The organism is Corynebacterium segmentosum (assembly GCF_900637825.1).
Taxonomy (GTDB): Bacteria; Actinomycetota; Actinomycetes; order Mycobacteriales; family Mycobacteriaceae; genus Corynebacterium; species Corynebacterium accolens.
On record NZ_LR134408.1, the window covers coordinates 26,723 to 53,544 of the forward strand.

Consider the following 26,822-nt stretch of genomic DNA (forward strand, 5'->3'; position numbering starts at 1 on the left):
TATGTCTTGCACAGCGGAGAGGAAGTAAATTCTTTACAATGGCTGGCATGACTCAGAAGACCGCAACTGCAACGATGCATACCAACTACGGCGATATTGTTATCGATCTCTTCGGTAACCACGCACCGGTAACCGTTGAAAACTTCATCGGTTTGGCCAAGGGCGAAAAGGACTACTCCACCCAGAACGCAAAGGGCGAGCAGTCCGGCCCGTTCTACGATGGCGCCATCTTCCACCGCATCATCGATAACTTCATGATCCAGGGCGGCGACCCCACCGGCACCGGCCGCGGTGGCCCGGGCTACCAGTTCCAGGACGAGTTCCACCCAGAGCTGCAGTTCGACCGCCCATTCCTGCTGGCCATGGCCAATGCTGGCCCAGGCACCAACGGTTCCCAGTTCTTCATCACCGTGGCGCCGACCCCGCACCTGAACAACCACCACACCATCTTCGGTGAGGTTACGGACCCGGCTTCGCAGGAAGTCGTCTCCAAGATTGGCAAGGTCGACACCGACCGGATGGACCGTCCGCATGAGGACGTTGTCATCGAGTCCATCGATATCGCCTAAGCGTTTTCTCGCACCGCGCCCGGCACCACACTCCTTCCTGTGGTGCCGGGTTCGTTTAGTTTTATCCGAATGCCAACAAAGGGTCAGCTTCTACGCCATGGTGAAAAATTATTTGCGCACCGCCCCCGTTACCTCGACCATTGCCGCGATCTGCATCATCGTGTGGTCGATTACCGCGGTACAAGCTCGAACGTTGGGCGAGACCTTCTTTCTCTCCACGCTGAGCCAAGACTGGGCCTTGTGGGGGCCGCAGTACGCCGATGCGCCGCTAACGGCGCTGTCCTCGGAATTCATGCACTTGGACGGCGGGCACCTCGCGGTCAATATGGTGATGCTCCTGCTCATCGGTAGGGAAGTAGAGCGCGCCTTAGATACCGGGCTATACATTGCCGCGTACCTAGTTTCTTGTTTGGGCGCTTCCGCCATGGTGCTGTGGTTCGATTTTGGCACGCCCACGGTAGGCGCCTCCGGGGCGATCTTTGCCCTGATGGGCATGCTGGTGGGCGTCTTCCGGCAACGCGGGATGGACTTGCGCGCGCCCATCGTCCTCGTATTGGTCAATGTGGGCTATACCTTCGTCGCGGAGGGAGTCTCCCTGTGGGGCCACCTGGGTGGGTTGTGCACCGGCATTGTCTTGAGCTTCTTCCTCTTTCATCGAAATAAATCCGTGCGCTGGGCGGGTGTCGCTCTTACCGGTGCGGTCATCATTGTGTTATTGGCCCTGCGAGCTGGGGTTTGGGGATAACTGTGGAATTTGATCACCGGAATGGGTGTGCGAAAGAAATCCACAATAGTTATCCACATTGTGGATAACAACATTCTTGTAATTTACCGAACGCTTTTCCGGAGTTTTCCCTGATCACACAGGTTATAGCGGTATCGGCGGCCGAAAAATCACCTGTAGAAGCCCGTGAAAACACTTATCCACAGGGTGGGGATAAGTCTGTGAAATAAATATTCCACAGGTTTCTTCCACAGCCTGTGGATAACTTTGTACCCATCGTGTGGGCGAATTGGTAAATTGGGGCCACTGACCTGCACAAGGAGGACTGTGGATAAACAACCGCACGCTGTGATCGTCGGCGCAGGGCCCAATGGGCTCACCGCCGCGGCCCGCCTCGCCACGGCCGGTTGGCGCGTGGATGTGTATGAGCGCGCCAGTCACCCGGGTGGGGCGGCGGCATCGTCGACGGAGATCTTCCCGGGCACCATCGTCGATCTTGGCGCGGCCGGCCACCCCTTTGGTATCGCGAGCCCGGCCTTCCGCGCACTCGATCTGGAATCCCACGGCCTGCGCTGGCGCCATGCGCGCTATCCCATGGCCCATCCACTGGAGAGCGCGCCGGCGGGCATTCTCCACAATTCCCTCGAGGAAACCGCTGCGGGGCTCGGCACCGATGCCCGGGCGTGGACCCGCCTGCACGGCCACGTGGTGCGCAATATCGACGCACACGTGAATAACGCGCTCACCCCGCTGGTGCGCTGGCCCGAGCATCCGGTGCGCCTGGCGCAATTCGGCGCGCCGGGCGTGCTTCCGGCGAGCGCGCTCGCGCGGGCGGCGTTTTCTTCCCCGCAGGCCCGCGCCTTATTCGCCGGTAGCGCGGTACACGCCATTACCTCGCCTACCAGGGCTTTTACCTCCGCATTCGGCCTGCTCTTTGGCGCGCTCGGCATGACCCGCGGCTGGCCGGTGGTAGAAGGCGGTACGCAGGCGCTTGCCGATGCCCTCGTCTCCCTCCTCCGCTCCCACAACGCCCGCATCTACACCGGCGCCGACATCACGGATGTGCGCAGCCTGCCCCGCGCGGATGCCCTTATCCTCAATCTCACCCCGCGCCAGATCCTTAGGCTGGGCGGGCTCGACCTTCCTGCACGGACTCGACGAAACCTGCGGCGGTGGCGCTATGGCAGCGCGGTGTACAAGGTGGACTTTCACCTAAGCGAACCCGTGCCGTGGGCCGATCCCCGCGTGGGCCAAGCCGGCACCGTCCACGTAGGCGGCAGCGTGGAGGAGATCAGTGGGGCGGAAAGGGACATCGGCAAGCGCCGCATGCCCGTAAATCCCCTGGTCATGGTGTGTCAACAGTACGTGGCCGACCCGTCGCGCGGGCTGGTGCTGTGGACCTACGCGCACGTGCCACACGGTTATGAGGAGTGCTATCCGGGGGAGGTGACCGGCCTCATTGCGCGGCAGATCGAGCGTTTCGCACCCGGTTTTCGCGATACCATCCTGGCCACCCGCGCGACGAGCCCGGCTGACCTAGAGCGCTGGAACCCCAACCTCGTGGGTGGCGATATCGCCGGTGGCGCCATGACCGGCCTGCAGACCGTGCTGCGCCCGCGCCTTTCCGCGCACCCGCACCGGCTCGCGCCGGGAGTATTCATGGCATCGGGGTCCGCCGCGCCCGGGGCCGGCGCCCATGGCATGCCCGGGTGGTGGGCCGCTGAAAGTGCGGCTACGCCTTAATGGGCGCGCGGCGTTCGCAGTAGAGGAATACCGCACCGATCATCCACAGCGTTATCGCGGCAAGATATCCGGGGGTGGTCGTGGTCTGCGGCTCGATACTATTGCCTGGGATAAGCCCAGTAACCAGTGGCTCCAGTACGAAACCGAGCACGGCGACGTAATCTAGCCAGCCCAACCTGTGGGAAAATGCCCCCGCCACGCCGAAAAGTGGCCCGGCGATAAGGGCAAAGAGGAACCACGCGCCATTAGCTAAAAACGCCGTCTGCCAGTTGTAGATACCAAAGGCGGAAAGCAGCCCGTAGTGCACCGCCAACATGAGCAGGAGTATGCCGGCTCCTGCGAAAAAGGCCGTGGTCCACCGGTGGGCGCACGCCTTGCCCATGAGGTAGGCAAATAGCGCCCACACCATGCCAGAGCCGAGCACTGGGCCAAGGTAATTGCGTAAGGACAGGCGCGCGGGGGCGGTGCCTTCGATCAGGGCGGGATCAGAAAACGCGATATGGACGACGGCATAGGCCACCGAGACGGCTAAGCCGGCCAAGAGAACGTACTGGGACCGGTGCCGCGGCGGTGCGGGTGAACGACTGGTCATGGTGTGCTCCTTGAGATGAGGATCCCGCCATGTCCGGGGCACGGACTGGTGAGGGGCTGCAATAACCCTAACCTAGTGAAGGTGACAATCTCACATTAAAAACTGAAAGTGACCCCATTGACAACGGCTTATGGTACCAATAGGTTATAACATAGTGCTGCGCTGGGATATCGGCGCGTTTATGGGACGGTGCCTGCCCACACAACAGAAAAGTGAACGAAATATGCAGACACAGACGAAGGGCCGCGTAGAAGGCCTGTACATCGACGAGAACGTCGAGCTGCGCGCTGGTGCGCTGAACTTTGGCGGGCGCATTGAAGACATCTCGTTTGGTGATGTCCCCGCAGCGCACGCGGCCTGGCAATCCGGTGACCCAAACGTTTTGCTGTGGGTCCCAGGTTTTGTGGACTTGCACAATCACGGCGGCAATGGGGGAAGCTTTCCCAATGGTGATTATGACCAGTGCCGCGCCGCCGCGCGATTTCATCGCGCCCACGGCACCACCACGCTGATAGCCAGCATGGTTTCTGGAACGCAAGCGGAGCTGTGCGCGCGGGCGGAGCTGCTTGCCACGCTGGCAGAAGAAGGGGACATCGCCGGCATCCACATGGAAGGTCCATTCATCGCCGCGGCCAAGTGTGGCGCGCAGGATCCATCGCGCATCGTGCCGGGAGACCCAGACTTTTTCCGCGCGGTGATCGATGCCGCCCGCGGCCACCTGCGGTCCATTACCTTCGCCCCAGAAACCCCGGCCGCTGCAGAGCTCCTTGAGGTCTGCGCCGAGCACGATATTATCGCCAGCCTGGGCCATACCGAAGCCGATTATGAGACCACGCTGCGGGTGATGGAGCAGGCACAAGACTTGGGCGTTACCGTGACCGGCACCCACCTTTTCAACGCCATGCCGCCCATCCACCACCGCAACCCTGGCACGGTGGCCGCCCTACTCACCGGCTCGAAGGCCGGCGATGCGGGGGTAGAGCTTATTGCCGATGGCGTGCATCTTGCCGATGGCACCGTAGACATGGCCTATAACCGCCGCGCCTTTGCCGTCACCGATGCAATGGCCGCTGCCGGCATGGCCGATGGCTCCTATGAGCTGGGCTCCCTGCCCGTTACCGTGACCGATGGCGTGGCGCGGGTGGACAGTGGCGCCATCGCCGGTGGAACCTCCACCTTGGCGCAGCAATTTGCGCGTTTTGCCGCGCGCCACGGCGCAGAGGAGGCGGTTCGGTTTACCTCCACCACGGCCGCGGACGTACTGGGGGATAAGGACATAGGGCGTTTGGCTCCCGGCAAGCGCGCCAACCTCGTGGGCCTGAATGCGCACTTCGAGCCCATGCGCGTCATCGCTGATGGCATTGACATCACCGCCGCGACAGATACTGATTCACGTTAGGAAATACTGCATGGACATCCTCATTCGTTCCACACCAGCAGAGGTGGCTATTGCCGCCGCCGATATCTTCGTCCGCTATGCCAACGCCGGGGCCACCTTGGGCCTGGCCACGGGTTCTACTCCGGTAGCGATGTATCAAGAACTCACCGCCCGCTACGAGCGCCAAGAGGTGAGTTTCGCTCGCAGCCGAGCCTTCCTCCTCGATGAATACGTGGGGCTGGCTCGCTCCCATGAGCAGTCGTATTACTCCACCATCCGCCGCGTATTTACCAGTCACGTCGACTTCATCGATGAGTTAGTGCAGAGCCCCGAGGGCGATGCCGCGGACTCGGACCGCGCCGCAGCCGCCTATGACCAGGCCATTCGCCATGCTGGCGGCATCGATATCCAGCTGCTGGGCATCGGTGGCAATGGGCACATCGGCTTTAATGAGCCCTCCAGCTCCTTGCAATCGCGCACGCGCCTGGAAACGCTGCACCCGCGGACGGTGCAGGATAATGCCCGCTTCTTCGAGAACACGGACAGTGTTCCTCGCTATGCGCTGACCCAGGGGCTCGGCACCATCAGCGAGGCCCGTCACCTATTGCTGCTGGCCACTGGGACCGAAAAATCCAGCGCGGTCCGCGACATGGTGGAGGGCCCGCTGTCCGCGCACTGCCCGGCCTCGGTCCTCCAGCTACACCCACGGGCCACGGTGATTCTCGATGAAGACGCGGCTTCCCAGTTGGAAGATTACGAGTACTACCGCTTTGTGGATGAGCACCGTCCGCACTGAAGCCCTCTTTTACCTCTTTACACCTTTGAAAGGACTCCTCTCGTGAAACTCAATATTATGGGGCCGCTGCAGCGGCTCGGAAAGGCGCTGATGGGCGCCGTGGCAGTACTGCCTGTCGCGGCGATCCTCGGCGGCGTTGGCTACTGGATAGCCAGCGTTGCCGGCCAGGATAACGTTGTCGCGCAGCTGCTGGTCAGCTCCGGCGGTGCCGTGCTGGATAATCTGGGCTGGATCTTCGCCGTTGCCATCGCCTTTGGCCTGGCCAAAGACTCCAATGGTGCCTCCGCACTGTCCGGTTTCCTGGCGTATGCCACCTTCATGAAGCTCTTGGGCCCCGACGCGGTGGCCGGCTATCGCGGCATCGAAGATCCCGAGGCTCTTACGGGCGACGAAGCCGTCGAATGGGCGGCTGAAGGTTGGAATGCAGTCGGTGACGGCAACGTTCTTTTCGGCATCCTTGCAGGCATCATGGCGGCGATGGTCTATAACCGCTTCCATGGCACTAAGCTGCCGGACTTCCTGGCCTTCTTCTCTGGCCGCCGCCTCGTCCCCATCCTCACTGCGCTTTTCGCCATCGTGGTTTCCGCCATCCTCTACTTCGTATGGCCCTTCATTTACCACGCGCTCTTCAACTTCGGTACCTCCATCCAGGGCCTCGGTGCTGCGGGTGCGGGCATCTACGGCGTGGCCAACCGCCTGCTCATTCCGACGGGTCTGCACCACGCACTGAACTCCGTGTTCTGGTTCGACGTTATTGGTATTAACGACATCGGTAACTTCCAATCCGGCCAATCCACTATCGACGCGGCCGCCGCGGCTACCTCCGCCGCAGAGTGCCCTGGTATTTGGGAAAACGGACAATGCACCGTGGACGGAGTGGTTGGACGCTACCAGGCCGGATTCTTCCCAATCATGATGTTCGGCCTGCCAGGTGCCGCCCTGGCCATGTACCTGCGCGCGGATAAGGGCCGCCGCAAGGTCATCGGCTCCCTCATGGCCGCCGGCGCCCTAGCCTCCTTCTTCACCGGCGTGACCGAGCCGCTGGAATTCTCCTTTATGTTCGTCGCCCCGCTGCTTTATGTGGTGCACGCGCTGCTGACGGGCCTGTCGGTCTTTATCGCCTCCGCGATGGAATGGACCGCGGGATTCGGCTTCTCCGCAGGTTTTGTGGATATGTTGTTGTCCTCGCAAAACCCGCTGGCCAATAAGTGGTACATGCTCCTAATTATGGGCGTTATCTTCTTCGCCCTGTATTTCGTTATCTTCTACTACCTCATCGGCTGGTTTAACCTGAAGACCCCAGGCCGCGGCGATGAAGAGGACGCCCCTGAAGACGACGATGCCGCCACGGGCGATGACAAGACTGCCGCGTCCGCCTCCCGCATCATCGAGGGTCTCGGCGGCAAGGACAATATCGATTCCTTGGATTACTGCACCACCCGCCTGCGCGTGGGTGTAAAGGATCGCGCGCTTGTCGATGACCCCACTATCAAGCGCGCCGGGATTTCCGGCGTCATCCACCCTTCCGAAAAGAACGTGCAGGTCATCGTGGGCCCCTCCGTGCAGTTCATGTTTGATGAGGTCAACCACCAACTGCGCACCGGCTCCGCCTCGGTAGCTACGAAGTCGGCGAAGCCCAGCGAAGAGGCTCGCCCGGCGGAGAAGATCGGCACCGATATTCAGCTCCACGCCCCGTTCGAGGGAACCGTCGTGCCGCTTTCTGAGGTCCCCGATGAGTCCTTTGCCCAAGGCATGGTGGGCGAAGGCTTTGCCGTTATTCCTACCGTGATCGATGCCTTCGATGTCTGTGCCCCAGTTGATGGCACCATCACCATGGTCTTTAAGACCGGCCATGCCTTCGGCATGCGGACCGAAGAGGGCCTCGACCTGCTCATTCACATCGGCATCGATACCGTTGAACTGAAGGGAGAGGGCTTTACCAAGCTCGCGGCCAAGGGCGATGTCGTCCGCGCCGGGACCCCCATCATCGCTGTGGAGTCAGAGAAGCTGCGCGAACGCGGCATCAACCTGATTACCCCGGTGGTCTGCCCCACGGGAAAGCAGATTGCTGGAGTGGATATCGAACACGAGGGCCGCGCTGACCAGAGTGTCTCTGTTGCCCGTGTGCGCCCGGCTGAACACTAAGGCCTAAGCACGGAAACCCTCGCGGTCACCTTGCGGTGGCGGCGAGGGTTTCTTTTTGGCGGCGGTCTAGCGCCAGCCCATGGTCATGAGCAAACCAATGAGGGCGAGGCCGAAGCCGATGCCGTAGTTCCAACCGTCGAGCTCCGCCATGAACGGGATGGATTCACCGGCGAGGTAATTGACCACGAGCCACAGCAGGCCGAGGACCATCAGGCCAAGCATGATGGCCACGTACCACTTCGGGGTGCCTTCGGAGTTGATTTTGACCGGGGTGCGGTTCGCCCCGGCAGAGCTCGATACCTGGGTGGCAGAGCTCTGGGTGATCTTTGACTTTGGCATAAGAGACCTTCTCTAGATTTCAGTTCTTATCTCAGTGCTTACTGATGAATTACGATACCAGCAGCGGTGGTTACGGCAGTAGCGCCGAGGCTTCGAATTTCCAGATGCGAACCTCCACGTCCTGATCCTTGCGGATGGTATCGCCAGGATTGATGGATGCCCAACCGATCTTATTGCTATCGACCAAGGCGCCGGTAGGAATTGGCTCGCCCACGCGCAGCTGGCCATTCCAGCCCGCCTGGCGCAGGGCATTCTCGGCTTGTCCTTGATTCTTGTGCATGACCTCGGGTGCCTTCATGAGCATCCCATTGGATACCTCAATGGTGACAGTCTGGCCCTTTTCCAGCTGCGCGCCCTGGTTGGAGACGTTCAGCACGGTGCCTTCCGGCTCTAGGGAATCGACTTCGCGGACATTGACGTCGAAGTCACTGGCTTCGAGTCGGCTGCGCGCATCCTCCTCGTTCAAGCCGGAAACATCAGGAACGCGCTTCTTTTCGATGCCCTTAGACACCGTCACCCGGACCTTCGAGCCCTTGGACAATTGCGTACCACCCGCGGGGTTCTGCTGGATTACCTCGCCGGCGGGGGCCTCATCGTTGCGCTCGGAAATATCGGAGTTCAGCTCCAGGCCTGCCTCTTCCAAGACCTGCGCGGCCTGATCCAAGTTCATGCCGGTGATATCCGGGACATCGATGATCTCCTTGCCGGAAGAAACGGTCAAGGTCACCGAGGCGTTCTTCTGCAATTCCGAACCCGGGGCCGGATTGATGCGAATCGCCTTATTGCGATCGATATCCGGGTTAGCCTCTTCGTTTACGGTAACGAGAAGTCCCAAGTCCTCGAGCTCTTTGACCACTTCATTGCGCGGGCGGTTTTCTACCTCCGGCACGATGACGCTATTGTGTTCCGCTACCTCGGTTTGGTTCCGGCCGTCCCTATTCTTTTCATCGTCGCTGCTCCAGAAATCCCAGGCAAAATAGCCCAAGATGGCGACCAACAGCGCGACGAGAAGCAGCGCGAGCCACTTCATCCAGCCGCCGCCTTCATCTTCTTCGGGTGCTCCGGTAGGACGCGTCGATTCGATCGGTGCCCGGTGGGATGTAGCAGTAGCGGTGGCCGGCGCGGGCATCGCCGTCGTGGCATCGTCCTCGTTGACGTGCATGCGGGCGGCCTCGGTGACTTGGCCCGTGCGCAGGCGGTCCAAATCGCCGGCCATCTCCCAGGCGGACTGGTAGCGGTCCGCGGGGTGCTTGGCCATTGCGGTCAGTACCACCGCATCGATATTGACCCGCTGGGTGGGGGTCAACGAGGGGTCATCGATAAGCTCCGAAGGCGGGGTCGGTTCTTCCTGCACATGCTGGTAAGCCACGGCAAAGGGGGTTTCGCCTTCGAACGGGGTGCGGCCGGTGAGTACCTCGTACATGACGCAGCCCAGCGCATAGACATCAGAACGCGCATCGGCGTTCTTGCCGCGCGCCTGCTCCGGGGAAAGGTACTGGGCGGTACCGATAACGGCAGAAGTTTGGGTCATCGCCGAGGTCGAATCATCCAACGCACGGGCGATGCCAAAGTCCATCACCTTCACTTGGCCGGTGTTGGTGAGCATGATATTCGCCGGTTTGATATCGCGGTGAATGATTCCCGCCTCATGGGATGCCTGCAAGGCCTCCGCGACCGGCTTGAGGATCTCCGCCGCCTCTTGGGCAGGCAGCGGGCCATCTTCGCGAATAATATCGCGCAGCGTGGCCCCGTTGACCTTCTCCATGACGATATACGGGATGGTCATGCCGTCCATCTCGGTCTCGCCGGTGTCATAGACCGCGACGATATTGGGATGGTTGAGCCTGCCCGAGTTCTGCGCCTCGCGGTAGAAGCGCTCGCGGAAGTTGATATCGCGAGCCATCTCCGTGCGCAGCATTTTTACCGCAACTTGCCGGCCTAAAGTGGTGTCCTCTGCGGCAAATACCTCGGACATGCCGCCGGAGCCGATGATCTCACCGAGCCGGTACCGGTCATTGACCATGGCTTAGTCACCATCCTGTCTTAATAGGTCAGATAAATCCCCAGGGAGTTCATCGGGCTGTGAGTTTACTGTGTTTTTCTGCTCAGGTGTATTTTCGACGTGCGTCTCCTGCGGCTGGCGCTGCTGGGGCTGACGCTGTTGCGTCGGGGTATTCGGGGCCTGCTGGTTTCGCGTCGGGGCCTGCTGGTTCGGGGTCTGCGGCTGCCGGTGATTATCGCGCGGCGCTTGGTTGCCCTCCCGATCCGTAGGCTCCGTCTCCGTTACCGTCACCTCCTGCGGCGTCTCATTAGTATCTTCTTCCTCCAGGGTTTCTACCTGCGTGGTCGTGGGATCCCGGTATTCGGTGACCACGGAAGTTTCCTGGGTAGACGAAGGCTCGCTATCGCCGCCCTCGCTACTCATGAGGTTCATGATGGCGTAGCCGGCTGCGGCAAGCAGGGCGATGGCCGCGACGATTCCCAGGCCCTTGAGGAAAGACTTCCCGCCCTTCGAATCATTGTCCGGGGCTGGTGCTGCCTTGCGCTGTGGAGCTGGCGTCCCCGCCGCCGGATGAATGGTGGTGGGCTGGGCGACATCGGCAAGCATCTCCGTCGATGCCGAGGGCGAAGGCTCTGGAGCCTGCTGGTGGGGCGGAATGGACTTGGGCTGCGGTGGGCGCTTGCCCAGGCGCACATCGGATACCGCGACCGTAAATTCATTGCCATCGGCATAGCGGGTATTGGGATCCTTGCGCAGCGCGATGCGGATGAGCTCGCGCGCCGGGGCGCTAATCGTGGTCGACAGCGGTTCAGGCTCTTGGTTGATGTGGGCAAGGGCGATGGACACGGAGGAATCGCCCGAAAAGGGGCGCTTGCCGCCGAGCATCTCGTAGCCTACGACGCCGAGCGAATAGATATCCGAGGCAGGGGTGACCTCCTTGCCCTGCGCTTGCTCAGGTGAAACGTACTGGGCGGTACCCACCACCATGCCGGTGCGCGTGAGCGGTACCGAGGCAGCCGCCTTGGCGATGCCAAAGTCCGTGATCTTTACCTGCCCATTCTGGGTAATCATCAGGTTGCCGGGCTTAATATCGCGGTGCACCAAGCCCATCCGGTGGATTATGGACAGGCCGTGGCCCGCCTGCTCAAGCACGTCCAGCGCGAGTTCTTCCTGCAAGGTGTTCTCGCGCGCGAGCAGGTCCGCGAGGGATTCGCCCCGCACGTATTCCAAGGCCATGAAGCAGAATTTGCGGCCATTATCTTCCAGCTCGCGGTAGTCATACGTGGCCACCACGTTATCGGACTGGATAGATTCGGCCGATTCCGCTTCATTGCGGAAGCGGGAGAGGAATTCCTGGTTATCGGAAAATTCCGGCCGTAAAACCTTGATGGCTACTTCGCGGTCATTGCGAGTGTCATCGGCAAGCCACACCGTGGACATGCCGCCGTGGCCAATGATCCACTGCAGCTCGTAGTCGCTGCCGATAAGTTCCTGGAGATGGTCCTTATTCTCGGTATTCTTCATTACTGCTCCCCCTGGTATGCGCTCAAGATAGCACGACCAATTGGGCCAGAGACTCTGCCGCCCGTTGCGGATTCGCCCAAGTTACCGCCGTTCTTGACGACGACCCCGACGGCAATATCGCGGTCCGGGTCAAAGGCCACGTACCACACGTGCGGAGCCAAGCCTTCGCCGTGCTCGGCGGTACCGGTCTTGGATGCAAAGCCATTGCCGTCGTAGCCCCACGAAGAACGCTCGGAGGCAAACATCAAGTCCTTAATGGTCGATGCGGTATCTTCCGTCACGGCCTCGCCGCCCTTCTTGGGCTTGGTGGTGCGGATCTCCTTCATCTGGGCATCGGTAATGCGATTGACCAGGTAAGGCTCCATGCGCGTGCCCTTATTGGCCACGGTGCCGGCCATGACTGCCGCCTGCAACGCGCTCATGGTGACATCGCGCTGGCCGATGGCCGATTGCGCCGTCGCCGCACCATCCGGCAGGTCACCCAAGGTACCAGCGGAGGAAGAGACGCCCAGATCGTATTTCTTGCCGATTCCGAAACCCTCCGCGTACTTGCGCAGCTCATCCGCGCCAATCTGCTCAGACATCTGCACAAATGCGGTATTGCACGACAGCGCAAAGGCGGTCTGCAGGGTCACTGAATCCTGGCCGTTGCATTTCTCATTGCCGTAGTTGGTCAGCTCCGTGACGGCATCCGGCAGGGTAATCACGTTGGCACCGGTCAGGCTCGACGAGGGATTGAATCCATTATTCAATCCGGCCGCAGTCGTAATGATCTTGAAAATAGATCCCGGTGGCAAGGTATCCGCCGCTGCGTGATTGACCAGTGGCTGGCCCGCTTGCTCCTGCAAGCCCGTCCAGGCCTCATCGGCGGACTCGCCGACCAGTGAATTCGGGTTAAAGCCCGGGTTGGAGGCCATGGCCAGAATCTTGCCCGTCGATGGCTGGATGGCAACCGCCGAACCTTCGTATCCCGGACCCGCCAACTGGTCATACGCGGCCTGCTGCAAGGCTGGGTCGATGGTGACCTCTACATTGGCGCCCTGGGTGGGCTTATTCGCGATGGTATCCAGCCAGTGCTGCTTGAACAGGGAATCATCCGTGCCATTGAGAATGTCATTTTGCGAGGATTCCAATTCCGAGGCGCCGAATTGGCTGGACAAATATCCGGTGATATTGCCAAAAGCAGGCGAATCGATGGGATAAGACCGGGAGTAGGTCTCATCCGGGTTTTCCGTAGATTGCGCCAGCACCGTATTGCCGGAATAGATCTGGCCGCGCGGGGTGGTCTGCAACTCAATAAACCCGCGCGAGTTCTTAGCATTATGCGCGTATTTATCGTCCGAAAATGCCTGAATCACCGTCAGGTTCACCAACAGGATTGCGGTCAAGACGATGGCAAATAGGGACACTAGGCGGATGGATTTGTTCATCGGTAAGCCTCCTGAACCGACGGGAACATGGAGGTGTCACTCGGAGCATTGCTCGAGTTCTCCTGCATGGGTCGGCGTGCCGCGTTAGAGATCCGCAGCAAAATCGCCAACAGTACATAGTTAGCCATGAGAGAGGAACCACCGGCGGACATGAAAGGAGTGGTCAAGCCGGTCATCGGCAGCAGGGCGGAAATGCCACCGGTGACGACGAAGACCTGTACCGCCAAAGTAAGAGAAAGGCCTGAAGCGACCAGTTTGCCGTACGTATCGCGGGTACGCAACGCGGTATTGAATCCGCGGGTCACCAACATGCCAAAGAGGACCAAAACGGCAGCTAGGCCAATCAGGCCCAATTCCTCACCGATAGCGGCGAGGATGAAGTCAGAGTGTGCCACCGGCACCAATTCGGGGTGGCCTTGGCCCAAGCCGCTGCCGGAAATACCGCCAGAGGACATACCAAAAAGGGACTGGGCCAATTGGTAGCCGGTGTTGTCGTAGTTGGCCAGCGGATCCATGAAGTTGGAAAAACGCTGCTGGATTTTTTCGGATACCTGGTAAATGCCAAAGCCACCGATACCGACGAGGACGAGGCCAATAAATAGCCAACTAACCCTGCCAGTAGCCATAAATAGCATGCCCAGCACCGTGCTGAAGAGCAGCAGTGCCGGACCAAAGTCATTGGAAATGCCCATGATGATGATGGCAATGGCCCACACGATGAGAATGGGGGCGAGGTCGCGCAAGCGGGGCAGAGAAATTCCCAAGAAACGATAGCCAGCCACGGTAAAAAGGGATCGCTTCTGCGTTAGCAGCATGGCAAAGAATAAGATCAGCATGATCTTGGAGAACTCACCCGGCTGGATGGAAAATGGCCCGAAGTTCAGCCAAATGCGCGCCTCAACGCCATCAGGTTGTGGCCACACCAACGGCAGCGCCAACAGCACGAGGCCGGCTGCGCCCAAGATATAGGAGTAGCGGGTGAGAGAGCGATGGTCCTTGACAACCGCCAGGACCAGCACAAAGAGCACCAAGCCAACGACGGTCCACATGACCTGGCGGACCGCGAGACCCCGATCATTGACCAAATCCAGGCGGGCCAAAACGATAAGCCCAATGCCATTAAGGATGGCCACGATAGGCAACATGATCTGGTCCGCGTAGGGCGCCAAGAAGCACATTGCCAAGTGCGCAATGGTAAAGACACCAATGAATCCACCGATGAGGTAGATCAGGTCCGTCGTAAGCGCATTATCTTGCGACAGCTCCAAACTGACCAAGGTAATGGCAAAGACAGCCGCGGCGAGAATAAGGAGGCCGAGTTCGATTCTTCGGCTAAAAAACTTCTGCATCAGCTACACCTCCCTACAAGTGACCCCAGGTTTGTTTTCCTTGGTGTCTTTATTGTCTTTTTGGCTCGGTGCAGTGATACATGGCTTGAGTGCCTTTTCACCCAGGTCATTAATCTGATCCTGAACCTTGCTCAGATCACCGGCGGAAATGTGGTTGACCGCGCCACGCTCAGACTCGGGCAGGTCAGAGACCTTCAACGGGGTGAAGTCTCCCTTGCACTTCTGCGCAGAAAACAGCAAGGAGTTCTTGTCATTAATGCACACGTATTGGTGCGTGGAGCTTAAATCCTTGCCAAATACGGAATAGTCCGCGCCTTTGAGGATGGTGATCTCTTGTGCGTCGTTGGTCTCGGCGTAATAGTTATTGGACAAGAAATTCTTTACCCACAGCCCTGCGCCGATAACGAGCGCCAAGATGATGATGAGGGCGATGAGGACTTTCCACCCGATTTTTCGTCGAGAGGGCTCGTCTTCTGCCTCTTCCTCATCGGAGTCCTTGGCCGCGTTGTCTTCATCGGCCATGACGGCCGGCGGGATCACCTGCGGTTTACGGGTGAGTTTGGCGGCGCGTGACGCAGAAGAATCCGGGTGAGTGGGCTCTTCTACCGAACCCGCCAGCGCGCCAACGCGGAAAGGCTCGTGGGTGGCGGGCTTTTCTTCCGTAACCTCACCGATGACGACCGTGACATTGTCTGGTCCGCCCGAACGTATGGCGAGATCCACGAGGGTGGAGCCCGCCTGTTCGATGCTTCCCTGGCCAAGGGCGGTTTCAATAGTGGAAGCCGTAACCGGGTCAGACAGTCCATCCGAGCACAGCAGGATGCGGTCACCCGCCTTGGCCTCGAATGTAAAGAGCGTCGGCTCCACCGCACGGCCGGTATAGGCCTTCAAGATGAGGGACTTTTGTGGGTGGGAAGAAACATCTTCTGCAGCCAGCTCGCCCTTATCCACCAAGGACTGCACATAGGTATCGTCCTTGGTGATTTGCTCGAGCTTGCCATCGCGCAGCAAATAAGCGCGCGAATCGCCCACATGGCAAACACCAAAGGTGGTGCCATTGAACAGCATCGTGGACAGCGTCGTGCCCATGCCCTCGGTCTCCGGGTGGGCGGTGACGTGCTCGCTGATGGCTTCATTGGCGTCATCGGCAGCAGCTGCAAGGAGCGTCTCCGTGTCCTCCTTACCCGGATCCTGATCCAAGATTTCGAGGTGGTTGACCATGAGTTGGGAGGCGACCTCACCCGCGGCATGCCCGCCCATGCCATCGGCCAAAATCAGCAGGTGGGATCCGGCGTATCCGGAGTCCTCATTATTTCCGCGGATAAGCCCGCGGTCCGACTTGGCAAAAAAGTTTAGCTTCAGTGTCATGCGTTCAACCTCACGGTAGTGCGGCCTAGCTTAATTTCGGAGTTCGCGCCGACTACCTCAGGTTGGTCGATGCGCACACCATTGACGAGGGTTCCGTTGCGAGATTCCAAATCCTCCACTACCCACTCGCTGCCGCGGCGAAATAGGCGTGCATGATGGCCGGAGGAGTAATCATCCCCAGTGACAAAATCACAGTCGGCGGCACGTCCCAAGGTACATTCCTCGAGCGTGCCCAAATTCATGTGGGATCCCTGCAAGGGACCCTCCACAATAGAAAGCTGCTTCACCGCAGCATGACTGCGCGGGGACGCACCCATTTTTGACGGCTGTGGCATAGCACCTGCGGATTTATTGGTATCCCGCCGCATGGCATTCAAGGCCACCAGGACAAATACCCACAAAAGAGCCAATAAGCCGATGCGAAGCGCCAGCATGATGACTGCATCCATGGCGGCCTCCCTTCCTCAGTGTGAATTAGTAACTATGCGAATCAAGGCCCGTAATGCGGACCTCGACGTGGGAATGGCCCATGGTGATCACATCGCCATCGGCAAGCAGCCAGTTATCAATAGGAGTGTCATTGACTGTGGTGCCATTGGTGGACTGCAAATCCACCAACACGGCATCTTCGCCGTTCCACGTGATTTCCGCGTGCTGGCGGGACACGCCCGTATCCGGCAGGCGCAAATCTGCATCATTGCTGCGGCCAATAATATTTGACCCTTCCTGCACGTGATAGACGCGGGAAGAGCCATCCTGCAACATCAAATTGACTGCGGGGCCCTGCGTTTGCGGCGCGGGTTGGTCATCTTGCGCAATGAAAGCGGTAGTAGCTGCGTCATCCGCATTATTTTCGTGCGGGTTGGTCATCTGGTCCTCCTGACCATCAAAGTCGTGGAAAATCGCCTCGAAACCGGTCTCTTCTGTGGGCTCGTGATCTATAAACGAGGACACACGAAGCTGGCCCGTGCGCAGGCCCGATTCCTCCGCAATCCGCACAATGACGGGACCAGCGAGGGACCATCCGTTATTGCGGATAAAGCGAGATAATTGGTCTGCGCAATCGGCAGGCAAATCGGGGTCTTGCGACAAGTTCTCCAAATCCTTGGAGGAGACACCTACAGTCATGACATTGGGACTATAGAGTTTGTCATCGTCCCCGTGGCCGAGATTGTCCTGGGCTTCTTGCTTCAAAAGCTCATCAATCTCTGCAGGAACGACCTTGCCGCCGAAGACAAAAGCCATGCCGTTATCAAGGCCGCGTTGCATAGCGGAATCGAGCTTCGCCAGCCTTTCTAAAAACGCCACGAATTTTGCTCCTTTCCGCTATACAGCGATCAGTAGTGATCAGTAGTAGCCATTATAGTTTGTACACCCCTTTCAAACGTAGACGGCGGCGCGAAAGTTCCTAGATTTTCGCCTTTAAATGCGCAAAATAATCCGCTTTTCCTGCTGATTTGTAATTGCATGTGCTTCCTGTGCTATCTTTATCTAGTCGCACTGACAACCACACCCTGCCCGGGTGGCGGAATTGGCAGACGCGCTGGCTTCAGGTGCCAGTGTTCGATAAGGACGTGCGGGTTCAAGTCCCGCCCCGGGCACAATGAGCAGTTGAACAAACTGCGAGACCGGAGGTAACAAACTCGAAAGGGTTCGTGACCTTCGGTTTCTTTGTTTTTCTGAACTTTGGCGGTTGAGGATTGCAAGTGTGGGAATTTACATCCTAACTCCCGCTCTCTTCTGTCGAACTCTTGTTTTCGATGGTGTCAACAAGTCATTTTGCTTGTTATTTTGATCTGACGTTCTGGCTTTAGCTCCCGCTTCGGGGAAATTGGAATCCTCCAACTGAGATGTTTTCCTTGGGCTGTTGGAGGATTTCCTAGTTGTTGAATCCCAATTTAAGAATTAAACGACTGGGCTGACGCGGAACAGGTTTCCATCAGGGTCGGCAACTACGAAGGTGCGGCCGAAGACGTCATCGTCGGGTGGCTGCACAATTTGGACTCCTTTTGATTGGTGCTGTTGCAAAGTTGGGCGGAGAGCAGCGAAGACTCAGTTTCTCATTCCCTGACGGCCGCTGCGTGTGGGCGTTGTTAGGCCGTCTCGAAGACCCGGTTGACGATCACCGCGTCCGGGTTCGGTTGCCCGTAGGCAAACATCGCGCCTAGCCCTTTCCGCAATGAGTGCATCGCCTCCATCCCTTTCAACGTCCGATATGCAGATATCCGGTTCTTAAACGCGCCTTTCGGCCCGAGAATCCGCTTCAGCCGACCATGGTCGCCTTCCAGGATGTTGTTGAGGTATTTCACCTGCCGGTGTTCCACTGTTGGCGGGCAGATTCCCTCTGACTTCAACTCGGCGATTGCCCTGGCTAGGGAGGGTGATTTATCGGCGTTGATCACTCTGGGATACCCGGCTGACGCATTGGATCTGACGGCCTTGGCCAGGAAACACTTCGCTGCGGCCACGTTCCGATTCGAAGAGAGGTAAAACTCCAAGGTCTGGCCACCGGCGGTGATCGCCCGATAGAGCTAGCACCACCTGCCGCCGACCCGGATATAGGTCTCATCCACCCGCCAGGAACTAGCTTGCCAGTCAGGTACCTGCCGGTACCACCGTGTTTGCTTGTCCAGCTCAGGGGCGTATTTCTAGACCCAGCGGTAGATCGTGGTGTGATCGACCGGCACGCCCCGCTGAAGTCATCATTTCCTCCAGAGCGCGGTAGCTCACCCCGTAGCGGCAGTACCACCCACTGCCCACAGAATAATGTCACGGGGGAAATGACGACCCGAGAAAATACCCATGGCTGTGATTAGTTCACGTCGCCCTTCCTACTGCCCCAACTTTGCAACAGCACCCAAAGCCCTGGAATGAACTCCTGTCACCAGGGTCATTCCAGGGCATATTTCCCTGACTAAGAGAAGCAGTGACACAGAAGGTCTACCTCAGCGTGGGCCCTGTGGGCGTGCAGGTTCCGTGTGTGGCTGGTGTGCTGCGGCATGGTCGGCAGCGATTGATGACCGACTCTGGAGCGGGTGCCTTGTCTGGTCTCGCGGTTCAGGGTGGGTGGACTATTCGGCGGGTTGGATCTCGCTCTCGGTGACCCACTTGTGGTTGGTCATCGTCATCCCGTCGACGGTGAGATCAACCATGTAGACCGTCTCCTCGGTGGAGTAATCGATGGTGGCCTCAGCACCCTTCATGCCGGACATGTGCTCGGCATCCAGGACAACGCTCGCCCCGTCGGGCAGGGGGGCCTGACCCGGATCGACGAGCTCCTCATGGACGACCCAGCGGTGGTCGGTAACCGGGGCCCCACCCTCGGCGGGGGTGTAGCTGACCGAATAGGTCGTGGTGTCAAACGCCCCGGAAATGGTGGCGGTGGCCCCGTCCATGCCGGGCATGTGGTCAGCGGTGAGGATGACCTCGGTGCCCACCGGGTACGTGGGATCCTCGGCCTCTTCAATGCCTGCCGGCGGTGCCCCGCCGTCGGCAGGGTGGTCGTGCCCGCCGTGCTCTTCGTCGGCAGTGGTGGTGTCTTCCTGGTGGGTCTCGTTGGTCTCTGCGGTTGCCGTCGTGGTGCTGGTGGTGTCGGCATCGTCGGAGTTGTCGGTGGCGTCGCTGCAGGCGGTCAGCGCCAGGGTGGAGGTCAGTACCAAGGCGGCGAGGGTAATGCTGCGTTTCATGAGCGTTCCTTTCAAAGGTGGTGTGAGTTAGGGGTCGAGAGACAAGGTCAGTCAGTAACGGTTACGGGGGATATCGACCTACTGTGTTCCTCCTTCCCGTCGGTCGGAGCCAGGTGAGCCGGCTCCAGATCAATGCGGCGCAACAGCTGGGCGTTCAGGGCCACCACGATGGTCGAGGCAGACATCAAGATCGCGCCCACGGCCGGGGACAGCACGAACCCGATCGAGGCGAGCACTCCGGCAGCCAGCGGCACGGCGAGGATGTTGTAGCCAGAGGCCCAGATCAGGTTCTGGATCATCTTGCGGTAGCTGGTCTGGGACAGCTCAATCATCGACAGCACTGCCCGCGGGTCATCACTGGCTAGGACCACCCCGGCAGATTCCATGGCCACATCCGTGCCGGCACCAATGGCGATACCGACGTCCGCGCGGGTCAGAGCGGGGGCGTCATTGACACCGTCACCGACCATGGCCACGCTCAAACCCCGGTCCTGCAGCTGCGTGACCTTGGTGTCTTTGTCCTGGGGCAGGACCTCGGCGAAGACCTCATCAATGCCTAGGTCCTGACCGACGGCGTGGGCGACCTGCTGGGCGTCGCCGGTGATCATCGCGACCTTCACCCCGCGGTCCTGCAGGGCTTTCACAGCGGCGCGGGATTCGGGGCGGATCTTGTCCTCGACGGCCACCGCACCGATGATCTGACCGTCGCGGACAATATGGAGCACACCGGCCCCACGCCCGGTCCAGGCACTGGTGGTGTCGGTGAGCTCGGCCGGGGTGGTGAGGTTGAACTCGCGCAGCATGTTCGGCCCGCCCACGAGGATCTCAGCGCCATCGACAGTGGCCCGGACTCCCCGGCCGGAGGCGGCGTTGAAACCAGTTGCACGGATTTGCCGACGGGAGGCCTCGGGATGGGCGGCTGCGGCCGCCACGATGGCGCGGGCCACGGGGTGCTCGCTGTCGGCCTCCGCAGCGGCGGCCAGGGCCAGTAGCTCGTCCTCGGTGACGCCGACAGCTGCCGCGACACCGGTGACCGCGTGCGCACCCTCGGTCAGGGTGCCGGTTTTGTCGAAGAGCACCACGTCGATGGTGCGCATCCGCTCGAGCGCCATCCGGTCCTTGATGAGCACCCCGGATTTCGCGGCCCGCTCGCTGGAGATCGCAATGACCAGCGGAATCGCCAGGCCCAGGGCGTGCGGACAGGCGATGACCAGCACCGTAACCGTGCGCACCACGGCATCGTCCGGGCTGCCGATGATGGTCCACACCACCGCGGTGATCAGAGCGGAGATCAGCGCGAACCAGAACAACAACGCCGCCGCCCGATCCGCCAGGGCCTGGGCCCGGGAGGAGGACTCCTGGGCGTCGGCAACCATGCGTTGGATCCCAGCCAGGGCGGTGTCCCCGCCGGTAGCCTCCACCCGGATGCGGACGGTGTTGTCGGTGGCCACAGTACCGGCGACCACCTTGTCACCGGTGTCGCGGAAGACGGGACGGGATTCGCCGGTGATCATCGCCTCATCGAATTCGGCGGCTCCGTCGAGGATGGTTCCGTCGGCCGGCACCCGGGCACCGGCCCTCACCAGAACGACGTCGTCGACGACCAGCTCGGAGATGGCCACGGTGTGGGTGGTCCCGTCGATGACTTTCTCGGCCTCATCCGGCAACAGGGCGGCCAGTGCGTCAAGTGCGGAGGACGCGGCCCCGAGAGCGGACATCTCCAGCCAGTGGCCCAGCAGCATGATGGTCACCAGCAGGGCCAGCTCCCACCAGAAGTCCAGGTCGAAACCGCCCAGCCCCAGAGTGGTGACCCAGGAGGCGACAAACGCCACGGTGATGGCCATGGCGATCAGGAGCATCATCCCGGGTTGGCGGGATTTCAGTTCTTTCCATCCGCCCTTGAGGAAAGGCGTTCCGCCGTAGACGAAGATGATCGTGCCCAGCACCGGGGGGATCCAGGTGGATCCGGGGAATGCCGGGAGGTGGTAGCTGAGCAGGTGGGCGACCATGGGGCTGAAAATAACGACGGGAATGGACAGAATCAGCGACCACCAGAAGCGGTCCCGAAACATTGCGGTGCTGTGTCCGGCGTGTTCGCCGTGACCATGAACGTGGTGGTCTTCGTCCGGGGCGGAATGCGGGTGATCGTGGGGCATTGCCTGGCCGTGGGTGTCGGCATCTGCGTGGTGTTCGTGGCTGGCATGATCCGGGTGGTGGGTGTGGTCTGTTTCCGGAGCGGGGTGATCACCATGGTGATCACCCGAATGGTGGGGAGTGCTCATGACGTTCCTTTCGCTCAACCCGGTCGGGGTCGAGATGATGGGTAAAACTGATCAGGATAAGACGGTGTAGCCAGCCTCCTCGATGGCCCGGCGAACGATCTCCGGAGGTACGACACCGGTGACCGTGACGGTGGAAACTCCACCAGCAGCGAGATCAATCTGGACGTCGTCGACTTGGGGGAGGGCCTGAAGGGCCTGGGTCACGCTTTTCGCGCAGTGCCCGCAGGTCAGGCCGGTGGCCTGGTAGCTAGGGGAGGACCCTCCTGCTGACGAGTCGCTGGCGGCAGGGATGGAGGCGGTGTCGGCACGTGAGGCAGGTCCGCAACAGCTGCAGCCGTGGGAGGCCATCGGCAAGAGGCGGGGCGGGGAGGTGATCATGGGAAAGCTCCTACGAGTCGGTGGGATGCGGCGATGCCACTCTCTAGCATATACCCCCCAGGGGTATATTTTCAATGGGTGGAGGGCGCGGCTCTCACGCAGGGCAGGGTGTGGTCACCGAGCAGCCTCCTCACTGTCGGGAGGGGACAGCGGGAGGCGGAGGGCAAACACCGCTCCGCGACCGGGTCCGGGGGAGGTGGCGGTGAGAGTGCCGCCGTGGGCCTCGATCAATGCCTTGGAGATGGTCAGACCGATACCGGCCCCGCCGTCGTCCCGGCTGCGGGCGGCATCCCCCCGGTAGAAGCGTTCGAAGATGTATCTGAGCTGGTCAGGCGGGATGCCCTCGCCGTCATCGGCGACGTGGATGAGTGCGGTGGACGCCCCCTGTCGGTGGACGCTGATCCGGACCTGCCCGCCGGCCGGGGTGTGTCGTAGCGCGTTCGAAAGGAGATTGCTCATCACCTGGCCGAAGCGTTGCCGGTCCACGAGCGCCCGGGCGGTGTGTGTAATGGTCTCGATCTGTAAATCGACGCCTTTGTCAGCATAAGCTTCCCCCGCGGCAGCAGCGGCGGTATGGAGCAGATCCCCGAGCCCTTCCTCCGCCAGGTCCAAATCGATCCGGTGTTCCTGGGCCCGGGAGACATCGTCGATGTCTTCCATCAACCGGGTCAGGCGGGTGAGTTGGTCAGCCATGATCGTGTGGGTGGCATTATTCCAGTCCACGATCCCGTCCTGGAGACCATCGAGGTAGACCGTGAGCACCGATAAGGGGGTGCCCATTTCGTGGGCCAGATCAGAGAGCATCTGGCGGCGGACCTGTTCGGTGTGTTCCAGCCGATCGGCCATGGTGTTGAAGGCATGCGCCAGGGTGGTGACCTCGGGGCCTGCTTTTCCGGCGGGCACGCGGATACGGGAGTTGCCGGCCGTCAGGCTGGTAGCGGCGCGGGTGAGATCCTGCAGGGGGGTGCGCAGACGACGCGATAACCACAGGCTGGCCAGCAGGGCGCTGATCAAGGCGGTGGGCAGGGCGACGGCCAGGGTGATCAGGTTGGCGCCCCGGTAGGCCTGCTCGGCATGGAACAGCTCCAGCGAGGGGTCCTCCTGGCCGGTCATCAACATATGATCATGGAACAGGGTCGGACCCACCGTCGTGGCCACGGCCGCGGCCACCAGCAGGCTAATCACCACGACCAACACCTGGGCGGCCAGGAAGCGGAAGGTCAGGCCGGGTCCGTGATTCATGGCTGCTCCACCCGGTAGCCCACGCCACGCACGGTGTCGATAAACCCCCGGCCCTGGGTGTCGGTGCCGAGCTTGCGACGCAAGTTGCCGATGTGGACATCGACGATGCGTTCATCACCGACCCAGGTGGTGTCCCAGACCTCGGTGACCAGGTCGTGGCGGGTCAGCACCTGGCCGGGGCGCAGGGCCAGGGCAACCAGCAGCTCGAACTCCGTGCGGGTGAGCTCCACGGTCGTCTCCCCCACCCGCACCTGATGGGCGACGGGGTCAAGGATGAGGTCACCAACGATCAAGGGGGTGGTCACCTGCGGTGGGGTGGTGCTGGTGCGCGGGCGGCGCAGCACCGCATGCACCCGGGTCACCAGTTCCCGGATGCTAAAAGGTTTGGTGATGTAGTCATCCGCCCCCAAGGTCAAACCGCTGATCTTGTCGTCCTCGCTGCCACGCGCGGTGAGCATGAGGATGTAGCAGTCCGAGAAGGTGCGGATCCGTCGGCACACCTCCAGGCCGTCGAGTTCGGGCAGCCCCAGATCCAGCACCACAACATCAGGGGAAAAGCGACGAGCCTCGTCCACGGCCTGGGTGCCGGTGTGAGCCTGGCGGGTATCGAAGCCGGCCCTGATGAGGTAGGAGGCCACCATCTGAGCCAGGGGTTGTTCATCATCGACGACCAGCACCCGCCCCGGGGGCGTGGCGGTGGTCGGTGTGCGGTCAGCCATAGGCCCCAGTATTGCTCCGGTCAGGGGGGAATACCACCCTCGCTCAGTGCCCGGCGGGGCAATCTTCATCAAATCTTCAAACATCACCCTTCGACTGCCGTCACCCTTGTGCCCCACCCCGGGCCGGCGGCATCGCCTCCCCTGGTCGGTTCAGCAGGCGCCACCAGGGATTTCACTGCCTGCACCGCATACCCGGGGCGGGTAGAAGGACATCGCCCACGGCTGTGGGGTGGTGTCCCGGTGGTGACCCAGCCCACCGAATCCACCCCCCTTTTCGCCCTGTTATAAGGCTGTGAGCAGGGTTTTTGATTTCTAGTCCGTCAGGCACCCGTGCTAGATAAAGGTATGACATCGACCTTGAGGCGGTGTCTTCTCACGGTCTTACCACGATCCAAGGAGATTGACGTGAAACGAGCAGCGATCGCAGCCGCCGCCCTTGCCCTCGCCCTCACGGGGTGTTCGGCCGCCGACCCGGAACCCACCGCCGACGGGACGGTGTCCCGGGATACATTCCTGACTACCCATGGCCTGGCCGCCATGGACGCGGTGGAGATCATTGATCACCTCGACCGGCAGAAGGTCACTGAGCGTCCCACGGATCTGATCGCTTCAGTGCGTGCCGATGAACTGCTGCTCTCGAGCGATGACCAGGAAGTCGTGGTCGATCTTCCCGACAATCAGACGTATGTCTCGATCGCGCCCTATCTCACCTCCACCCACGACTGCTTCTACCACAGCCTCACGACCTGCCTGGGGGAACTCGACAATGAGGATATCCAGATCACGATCACCGATGAGGCGACCGGTGAGGTGCTGGTGGACGAGGCGACAACCACCTTCGACAACGGGTTTATTGGCTTCTGGCTTCCCGATGATGCCACCGGCCTGATTGAGGTCAGCTACCAGGGGCGTACCGGCACCGCGGAGTTTTCCACCGCCGACGATGGTGCCACCTGTGTCACAGACCTGCACCTGACGTGATGGCTCAGCAGGGTCCTCACCTGCGCCTGTCTCCCGTGTCACTGAAATCTAACACCAAGGAAGGTTAAATCATGATGAATGGATTTTCCCGACGACAGTTTCTGCTCGGCGGGCTCGTCCTCGCCGGCACCGGGGCCGTGGCCGCCTGCACCAGCGACCCTGGACCCGCTGCCTCGGCACCAGGTTCCTCTCTTCGCCCCACTCCCACCCCCACTGCGCTCGGTGAGCCGACGGTGCGCCGGACACTGACCGCCCGGCCCCTCTCTCTGGATATCGGCGGCATCGAAGCCAAGACGTGGGGATACGTCTCTGACACCGGGGATGCGGCCATTGAGGCCACCGCCGGCGACGTCCTCCAGGTCGATATCACCAATGAACTTCCTGAGAGCACCTCCATCCACTGGCATGGTATCGCACTCCACAACGCAGCCGACGGTGTGCCCGGCATGACCCAGGACCCCATTGAACCTGGCGAGTCTTTCTCCTATGTTTTTGAAGTCCCCCACAGTGGCACCTACTTCTACCATTCCCACTCCGGCCTGCAGCTTGATCGCGGCCTCCACGCCCCACTGATCGTCCGTGACCCGCAAGACGCTGAGGACCAGGACGTCGAGTGGACCATCGTGCTCGACGACTGGGTCGATGGCATTCAGGGCACTCCCGACGATGAGCTCGACAAGCTCACCGGAATGGGTTCAGGCGACCATAACGGGAAGAAGGGAATGGGAGGTCACGGCCAGATGATGCACGGCACCCCGGACCGGGTACTGGGCGGGGATGCTGGCGATGTGATGTATCCGCACTACCTCATCAACGGACGTATCCCCCGTGCTCACCGGACCTTCGAGGCTCGCCCGGGCGACAAGGCCCGCCTGCGGTTTATCAACTCCGGCGGTGACACCATCTTCAAGGTGGCCCTCGGTGGTCACCGCATGACCGTCACCCACACCGACGGCTTTCCCGTCCAGCCTCGGGAGACCGAATCGATCTACCTGTCGATGGGCGAGCGTGTCGACGTCGAGGTCATCCTCGGCGACGGCATCTTCCCGCTCACGGCTTTGGCGGTGGGTAAGGACGACCGCGCCTTCGCCGTCATCCGCACCGCCGGCGGCCAGGCCCCCCACCCCGATGTCGACTTCCCCGAGTTGTCGTCCACCGGACTGCTTCTGTCCTCCCTGAAGCCAGCAGACCGTGCACTCCTGCCCGAGGACACACCAGACCGAGAAGTCAGTATCGACCTGGGCGGGCAGATGATGCCGTATGAATGGAGCATTCTCACCGACGGCCAATCCTCCTCCGCGACCGTGCAGGAGGGCCAGCGCCTGCGGATGGTCATGCGCAACAGAACCATGATGCCCCATCCCATGCACATCCACGGCCACACGTGGGCGCTGCCCGGCAGCGGCGGGCTACGCAAGGACACCGTCCTTCTCCGCCACGGTGAAACCATGATCGCCGACCTGATCGCTGACAACCCCGGTGAGTGGGCATTTCACTGCCATAACGCCTATCACCTGGAAACCGGGATGTTCAGCTCGCTTCGCTACGAGTAACCCCCACAGCAGGGTTGAGTGC

The 26,822-nt window shown here is 60.8% G+C and carries 23 protein-coding genes, 1 tRNA gene and 1 pseudogene; 9 read left to right on the forward strand and 16 right to left on the reverse strand.

Annotated elements, in window-relative coordinates; genetic code table 11:
• The first annotated feature begins 38 nt into the window (after nt 1–38).
• From EL217_RS00140 to EL217_RS00150, 3 genes are all read left to right on the forward strand, one after another.
• Nucleotides 39–569, forward strand: a complete 531-nt coding sequence (locus EL217_RS00140) for a peptidylprolyl isomerase (RefSeq protein WP_005280498.1) — start codon at nt 39–41, stop codon at nt 567–569.
• A gap of 97 nt (nt 570–666) precedes the next feature.
• Nucleotides 667–1,314: a rhomboid family intramembrane serine protease gene (locus EL217_RS00145; RefSeq protein ID WP_126317921.1), complete on the forward strand. Its 648-nt coding sequence runs from the start codon at nt 667–669 to the stop codon at nt 1,312–1,314.
• Nucleotides 1,315–1,620: 306 nt separating this feature from the next.
• On the forward strand, nt 1,621–3,036 hold the full coding sequence (locus tag EL217_RS00150; RefSeq protein ID WP_126317923.1) for a phytoene desaturase family protein: 1,416 nt from the start codon (nt 1,621–1,623) through the stop codon (nt 3,034–3,036).
• Here the strand turns inward: EL217_RS00150 and EL217_RS00155 are convergent.
• Entirely contained in the window at nt 3,026–3,628 is a 603-nt protein-coding gene (locus EL217_RS00155) for a DUF6518 family protein (protein ID WP_126317925.1), read from the reverse strand. The two genes, EL217_RS00150 and EL217_RS00155, sit on opposite strands and share 11 nt — an antisense overlap.
• Nucleotides 3,629–3,851: 223 nt before the next feature.
• On the opposite strand from EL217_RS00155, the gene EL217_RS00160 reads away from it, so the two are divergent.
• Genes EL217_RS00160 through nagE form a run of 3 tightly spaced genes read left to right on the forward strand, consistent with a single transcriptional unit; the run spans nt 3,852 to nt 7,947 of the window.
• Entirely contained in the window at nt 3,852–5,027 is a 1,176-nt protein-coding gene (locus tag EL217_RS00160) for an N-acetylglucosamine-6-phosphate deacetylase (protein WP_126317927.1), read from the forward strand.
• A 10-nt stretch (nt 5,028–5,037) separates the two neighbouring features.
• Entirely contained in the window at nt 5,038–5,802 is a 765-nt protein-coding gene (gene nagB, locus EL217_RS00165; RefSeq protein ID WP_005276073.1) for a glucosamine-6-phosphate deaminase, read from the forward strand.
• Between the two features lie 57 nt (nt 5,803–5,859).
• On the forward strand, nt 5,860–7,947 hold the full coding sequence (gene nagE, locus EL217_RS00170) for an N-acetylglucosamine-specific PTS transporter subunit IIBC (protein WP_126319998.1): 2,088 nt from the start codon (nt 5,860–5,862) through the stop codon (nt 7,945–7,947).
• 66 nt (nt 7,948–8,013) lie between these two features.
• On the opposite strand, the gene crgA is transcribed toward nagE, so the two are convergent.
• The 8 genes from crgA to EL217_RS00210 form a co-directional block, all read right to left on the reverse strand.
• A complete protein-coding gene (gene crgA, locus EL217_RS00175; protein ID WP_126317929.1) occupies nt 8,014–8,286 on the reverse strand; it encodes a cell division protein CrgA in 273 nt (90 codons plus the stop codon).
• A gap of 70 nt (nt 8,287–8,356) precedes the next feature.
• A complete protein-coding gene (gene pknB, locus EL217_RS00180; protein ID WP_126317931.1) occupies nt 8,357–10,309 on the reverse strand; it encodes a Stk1 family PASTA domain-containing Ser/Thr kinase in 1,953 nt (650 codons plus the stop codon).
• 3 nt (nt 10,310–10,312) lie between these two features.
• Nucleotides 10,313–11,812, reverse strand: coding sequence for a serine/threonine-protein kinase (locus EL217_RS00185; protein ID WP_126317933.1), 1,500 nt, complete (start codon nt 11,810–11,812; stop codon nt 10,313–10,315).
• Nucleotides 11,812–13,242, reverse strand: coding sequence for a penicillin-binding transpeptidase domain-containing protein (locus EL217_RS00190; protein WP_126317935.1), 1,431 nt, complete (start codon nt 13,240–13,242; stop codon nt 11,812–11,814). The genes EL217_RS00185 and EL217_RS00190 overlap by 1 nt, the downstream gene beginning before the upstream one ends.
• Nucleotides 13,239–14,591 (reverse strand): FtsW/RodA/SpoVE family cell cycle protein, encoded by a 1,353-nt coding sequence (locus tag EL217_RS00195; RefSeq protein ID WP_005276093.1) that lies wholly within the window; start codon nt 14,589–14,591, stop codon nt 13,239–13,241. The genes EL217_RS00190 and EL217_RS00195 overlap by 4 nt, the downstream gene beginning before the upstream one ends.
• A 3-nt stretch (nt 14,592–14,594) precedes the next feature.
• Complete coding sequence (locus EL217_RS00200; RefSeq protein ID WP_126317937.1) at nt 14,595–15,959, reverse strand: PP2C family protein-serine/threonine phosphatase; 1,365 nt, start codon at nt 15,957–15,959, stop codon at nt 14,595–14,597.
• The gene (locus EL217_RS00205; protein ID WP_005276102.1) at nt 15,956–16,408 is read right to left on the reverse strand and encodes an FHA domain-containing protein FhaB/FipA; all 453 of its coding nucleotides are present in this window, start codon (nt 16,406–16,408) and stop codon (nt 15,956–15,958) included. The genes EL217_RS00200 and EL217_RS00205 overlap by 4 nt, the downstream gene beginning before the upstream one ends.
• Before the next feature lie 25 nt (nt 16,409–16,433).
• Nucleotides 16,434–17,267 (reverse strand): DUF3662 and FHA domain-containing protein, encoded by an 834-nt coding sequence (locus EL217_RS00210; RefSeq protein ID WP_005276103.1) that lies wholly within the window; start codon nt 17,265–17,267, stop codon nt 16,434–16,436.
• Between the two features lie 208 nt (nt 17,268–17,475).
• Between EL217_RS00210 and EL217_RS00215 the strand changes: the two genes are divergently transcribed.
• A tRNA-Leu gene (locus EL217_RS00215) sits at nt 17,476–17,560 on the forward strand.
• 304 nt (nt 17,561–17,864) lie between these two features.
• Here the strand turns inward: EL217_RS00215 and EL217_RS00220 are convergent.
• From EL217_RS00220 to EL217_RS00250, 7 genes and pseudogenes are all read right to left on the reverse strand, one after another.
• A complete protein-coding gene (locus EL217_RS00220) occupies nt 17,865–17,954 on the reverse strand; it encodes a hypothetical protein (protein WP_023016441.1) in 90 nt (29 codons plus the stop codon).
• A gap of 98 nt (nt 17,955–18,052) precedes the next feature.
• Nucleotides 18,053–18,763 (reverse strand): annotated as a pseudogene (locus tag EL217_RS00225) (IS6 family transposase).
• 267 nt (nt 18,764–19,030) lie between these two features.
• Nucleotides 19,031–19,645 (reverse strand): YdhK family protein, encoded by a 615-nt coding sequence (locus tag EL217_RS00230; protein ID WP_005276111.1) that lies wholly within the window; start codon nt 19,643–19,645, stop codon nt 19,031–19,033.
• Between the two features lie 47 nt (nt 19,646–19,692).
• Nucleotides 19,693–21,927: a copper-translocating P-type ATPase gene (locus tag EL217_RS00235; RefSeq protein ID WP_126317940.1), complete on the reverse strand. Its 2,235-nt coding sequence runs from the start codon at nt 21,925–21,927 to the stop codon at nt 19,693–19,695.
• A gap of 51 nt (nt 21,928–21,978) precedes the next feature.
• Complete coding sequence (locus EL217_RS00240; protein WP_126317942.1) at nt 21,979–22,305, reverse strand: heavy-metal-associated domain-containing protein; 327 nt, start codon at nt 22,303–22,305, stop codon at nt 21,979–21,981.
• A 114-nt stretch (nt 22,306–22,419) separates the two neighbouring features.
• Entirely contained in the window at nt 22,420–23,547 is a 1,128-nt protein-coding gene (locus EL217_RS00245) for a sensor histidine kinase (RefSeq protein ID WP_126317943.1), read from the reverse strand.
• On the reverse strand, nt 23,544–24,266 hold the full coding sequence (locus EL217_RS00250) for a response regulator transcription factor (RefSeq protein ID WP_126317946.1): 723 nt from the start codon (nt 24,264–24,266) through the stop codon (nt 23,544–23,546). The genes EL217_RS00245 and EL217_RS00250 overlap by 4 nt, the downstream gene beginning before the upstream one ends.
• A 405-nt stretch (nt 24,267–24,671) precedes the next feature.
• Here EL217_RS00250 and EL217_RS00255 point away from each other — a divergent pair, with 405 nt between their 5' ends.
• The gene (locus tag EL217_RS00255; protein ID WP_023016447.1) at nt 24,672–25,247 is read left to right on the forward strand and encodes a CueP family metal-binding protein; all 576 of its coding nucleotides are present in this window, start codon (nt 24,672–24,674) and stop codon (nt 25,245–25,247) included.
• A 71-nt stretch (nt 25,248–25,318) separates the two neighbouring features.
• Nucleotides 25,319–26,800 carry a multicopper oxidase family protein gene (locus tag EL217_RS00260; protein ID WP_023028062.1) on the forward strand — a complete coding sequence of 494 codons (1,482 nt, stop codon included), beginning with the start codon at nt 25,319–25,321 and terminating at the stop codon, nt 26,798–26,800.
• Nucleotides 26,801–26,822 lie beyond the last annotated feature (22 nt).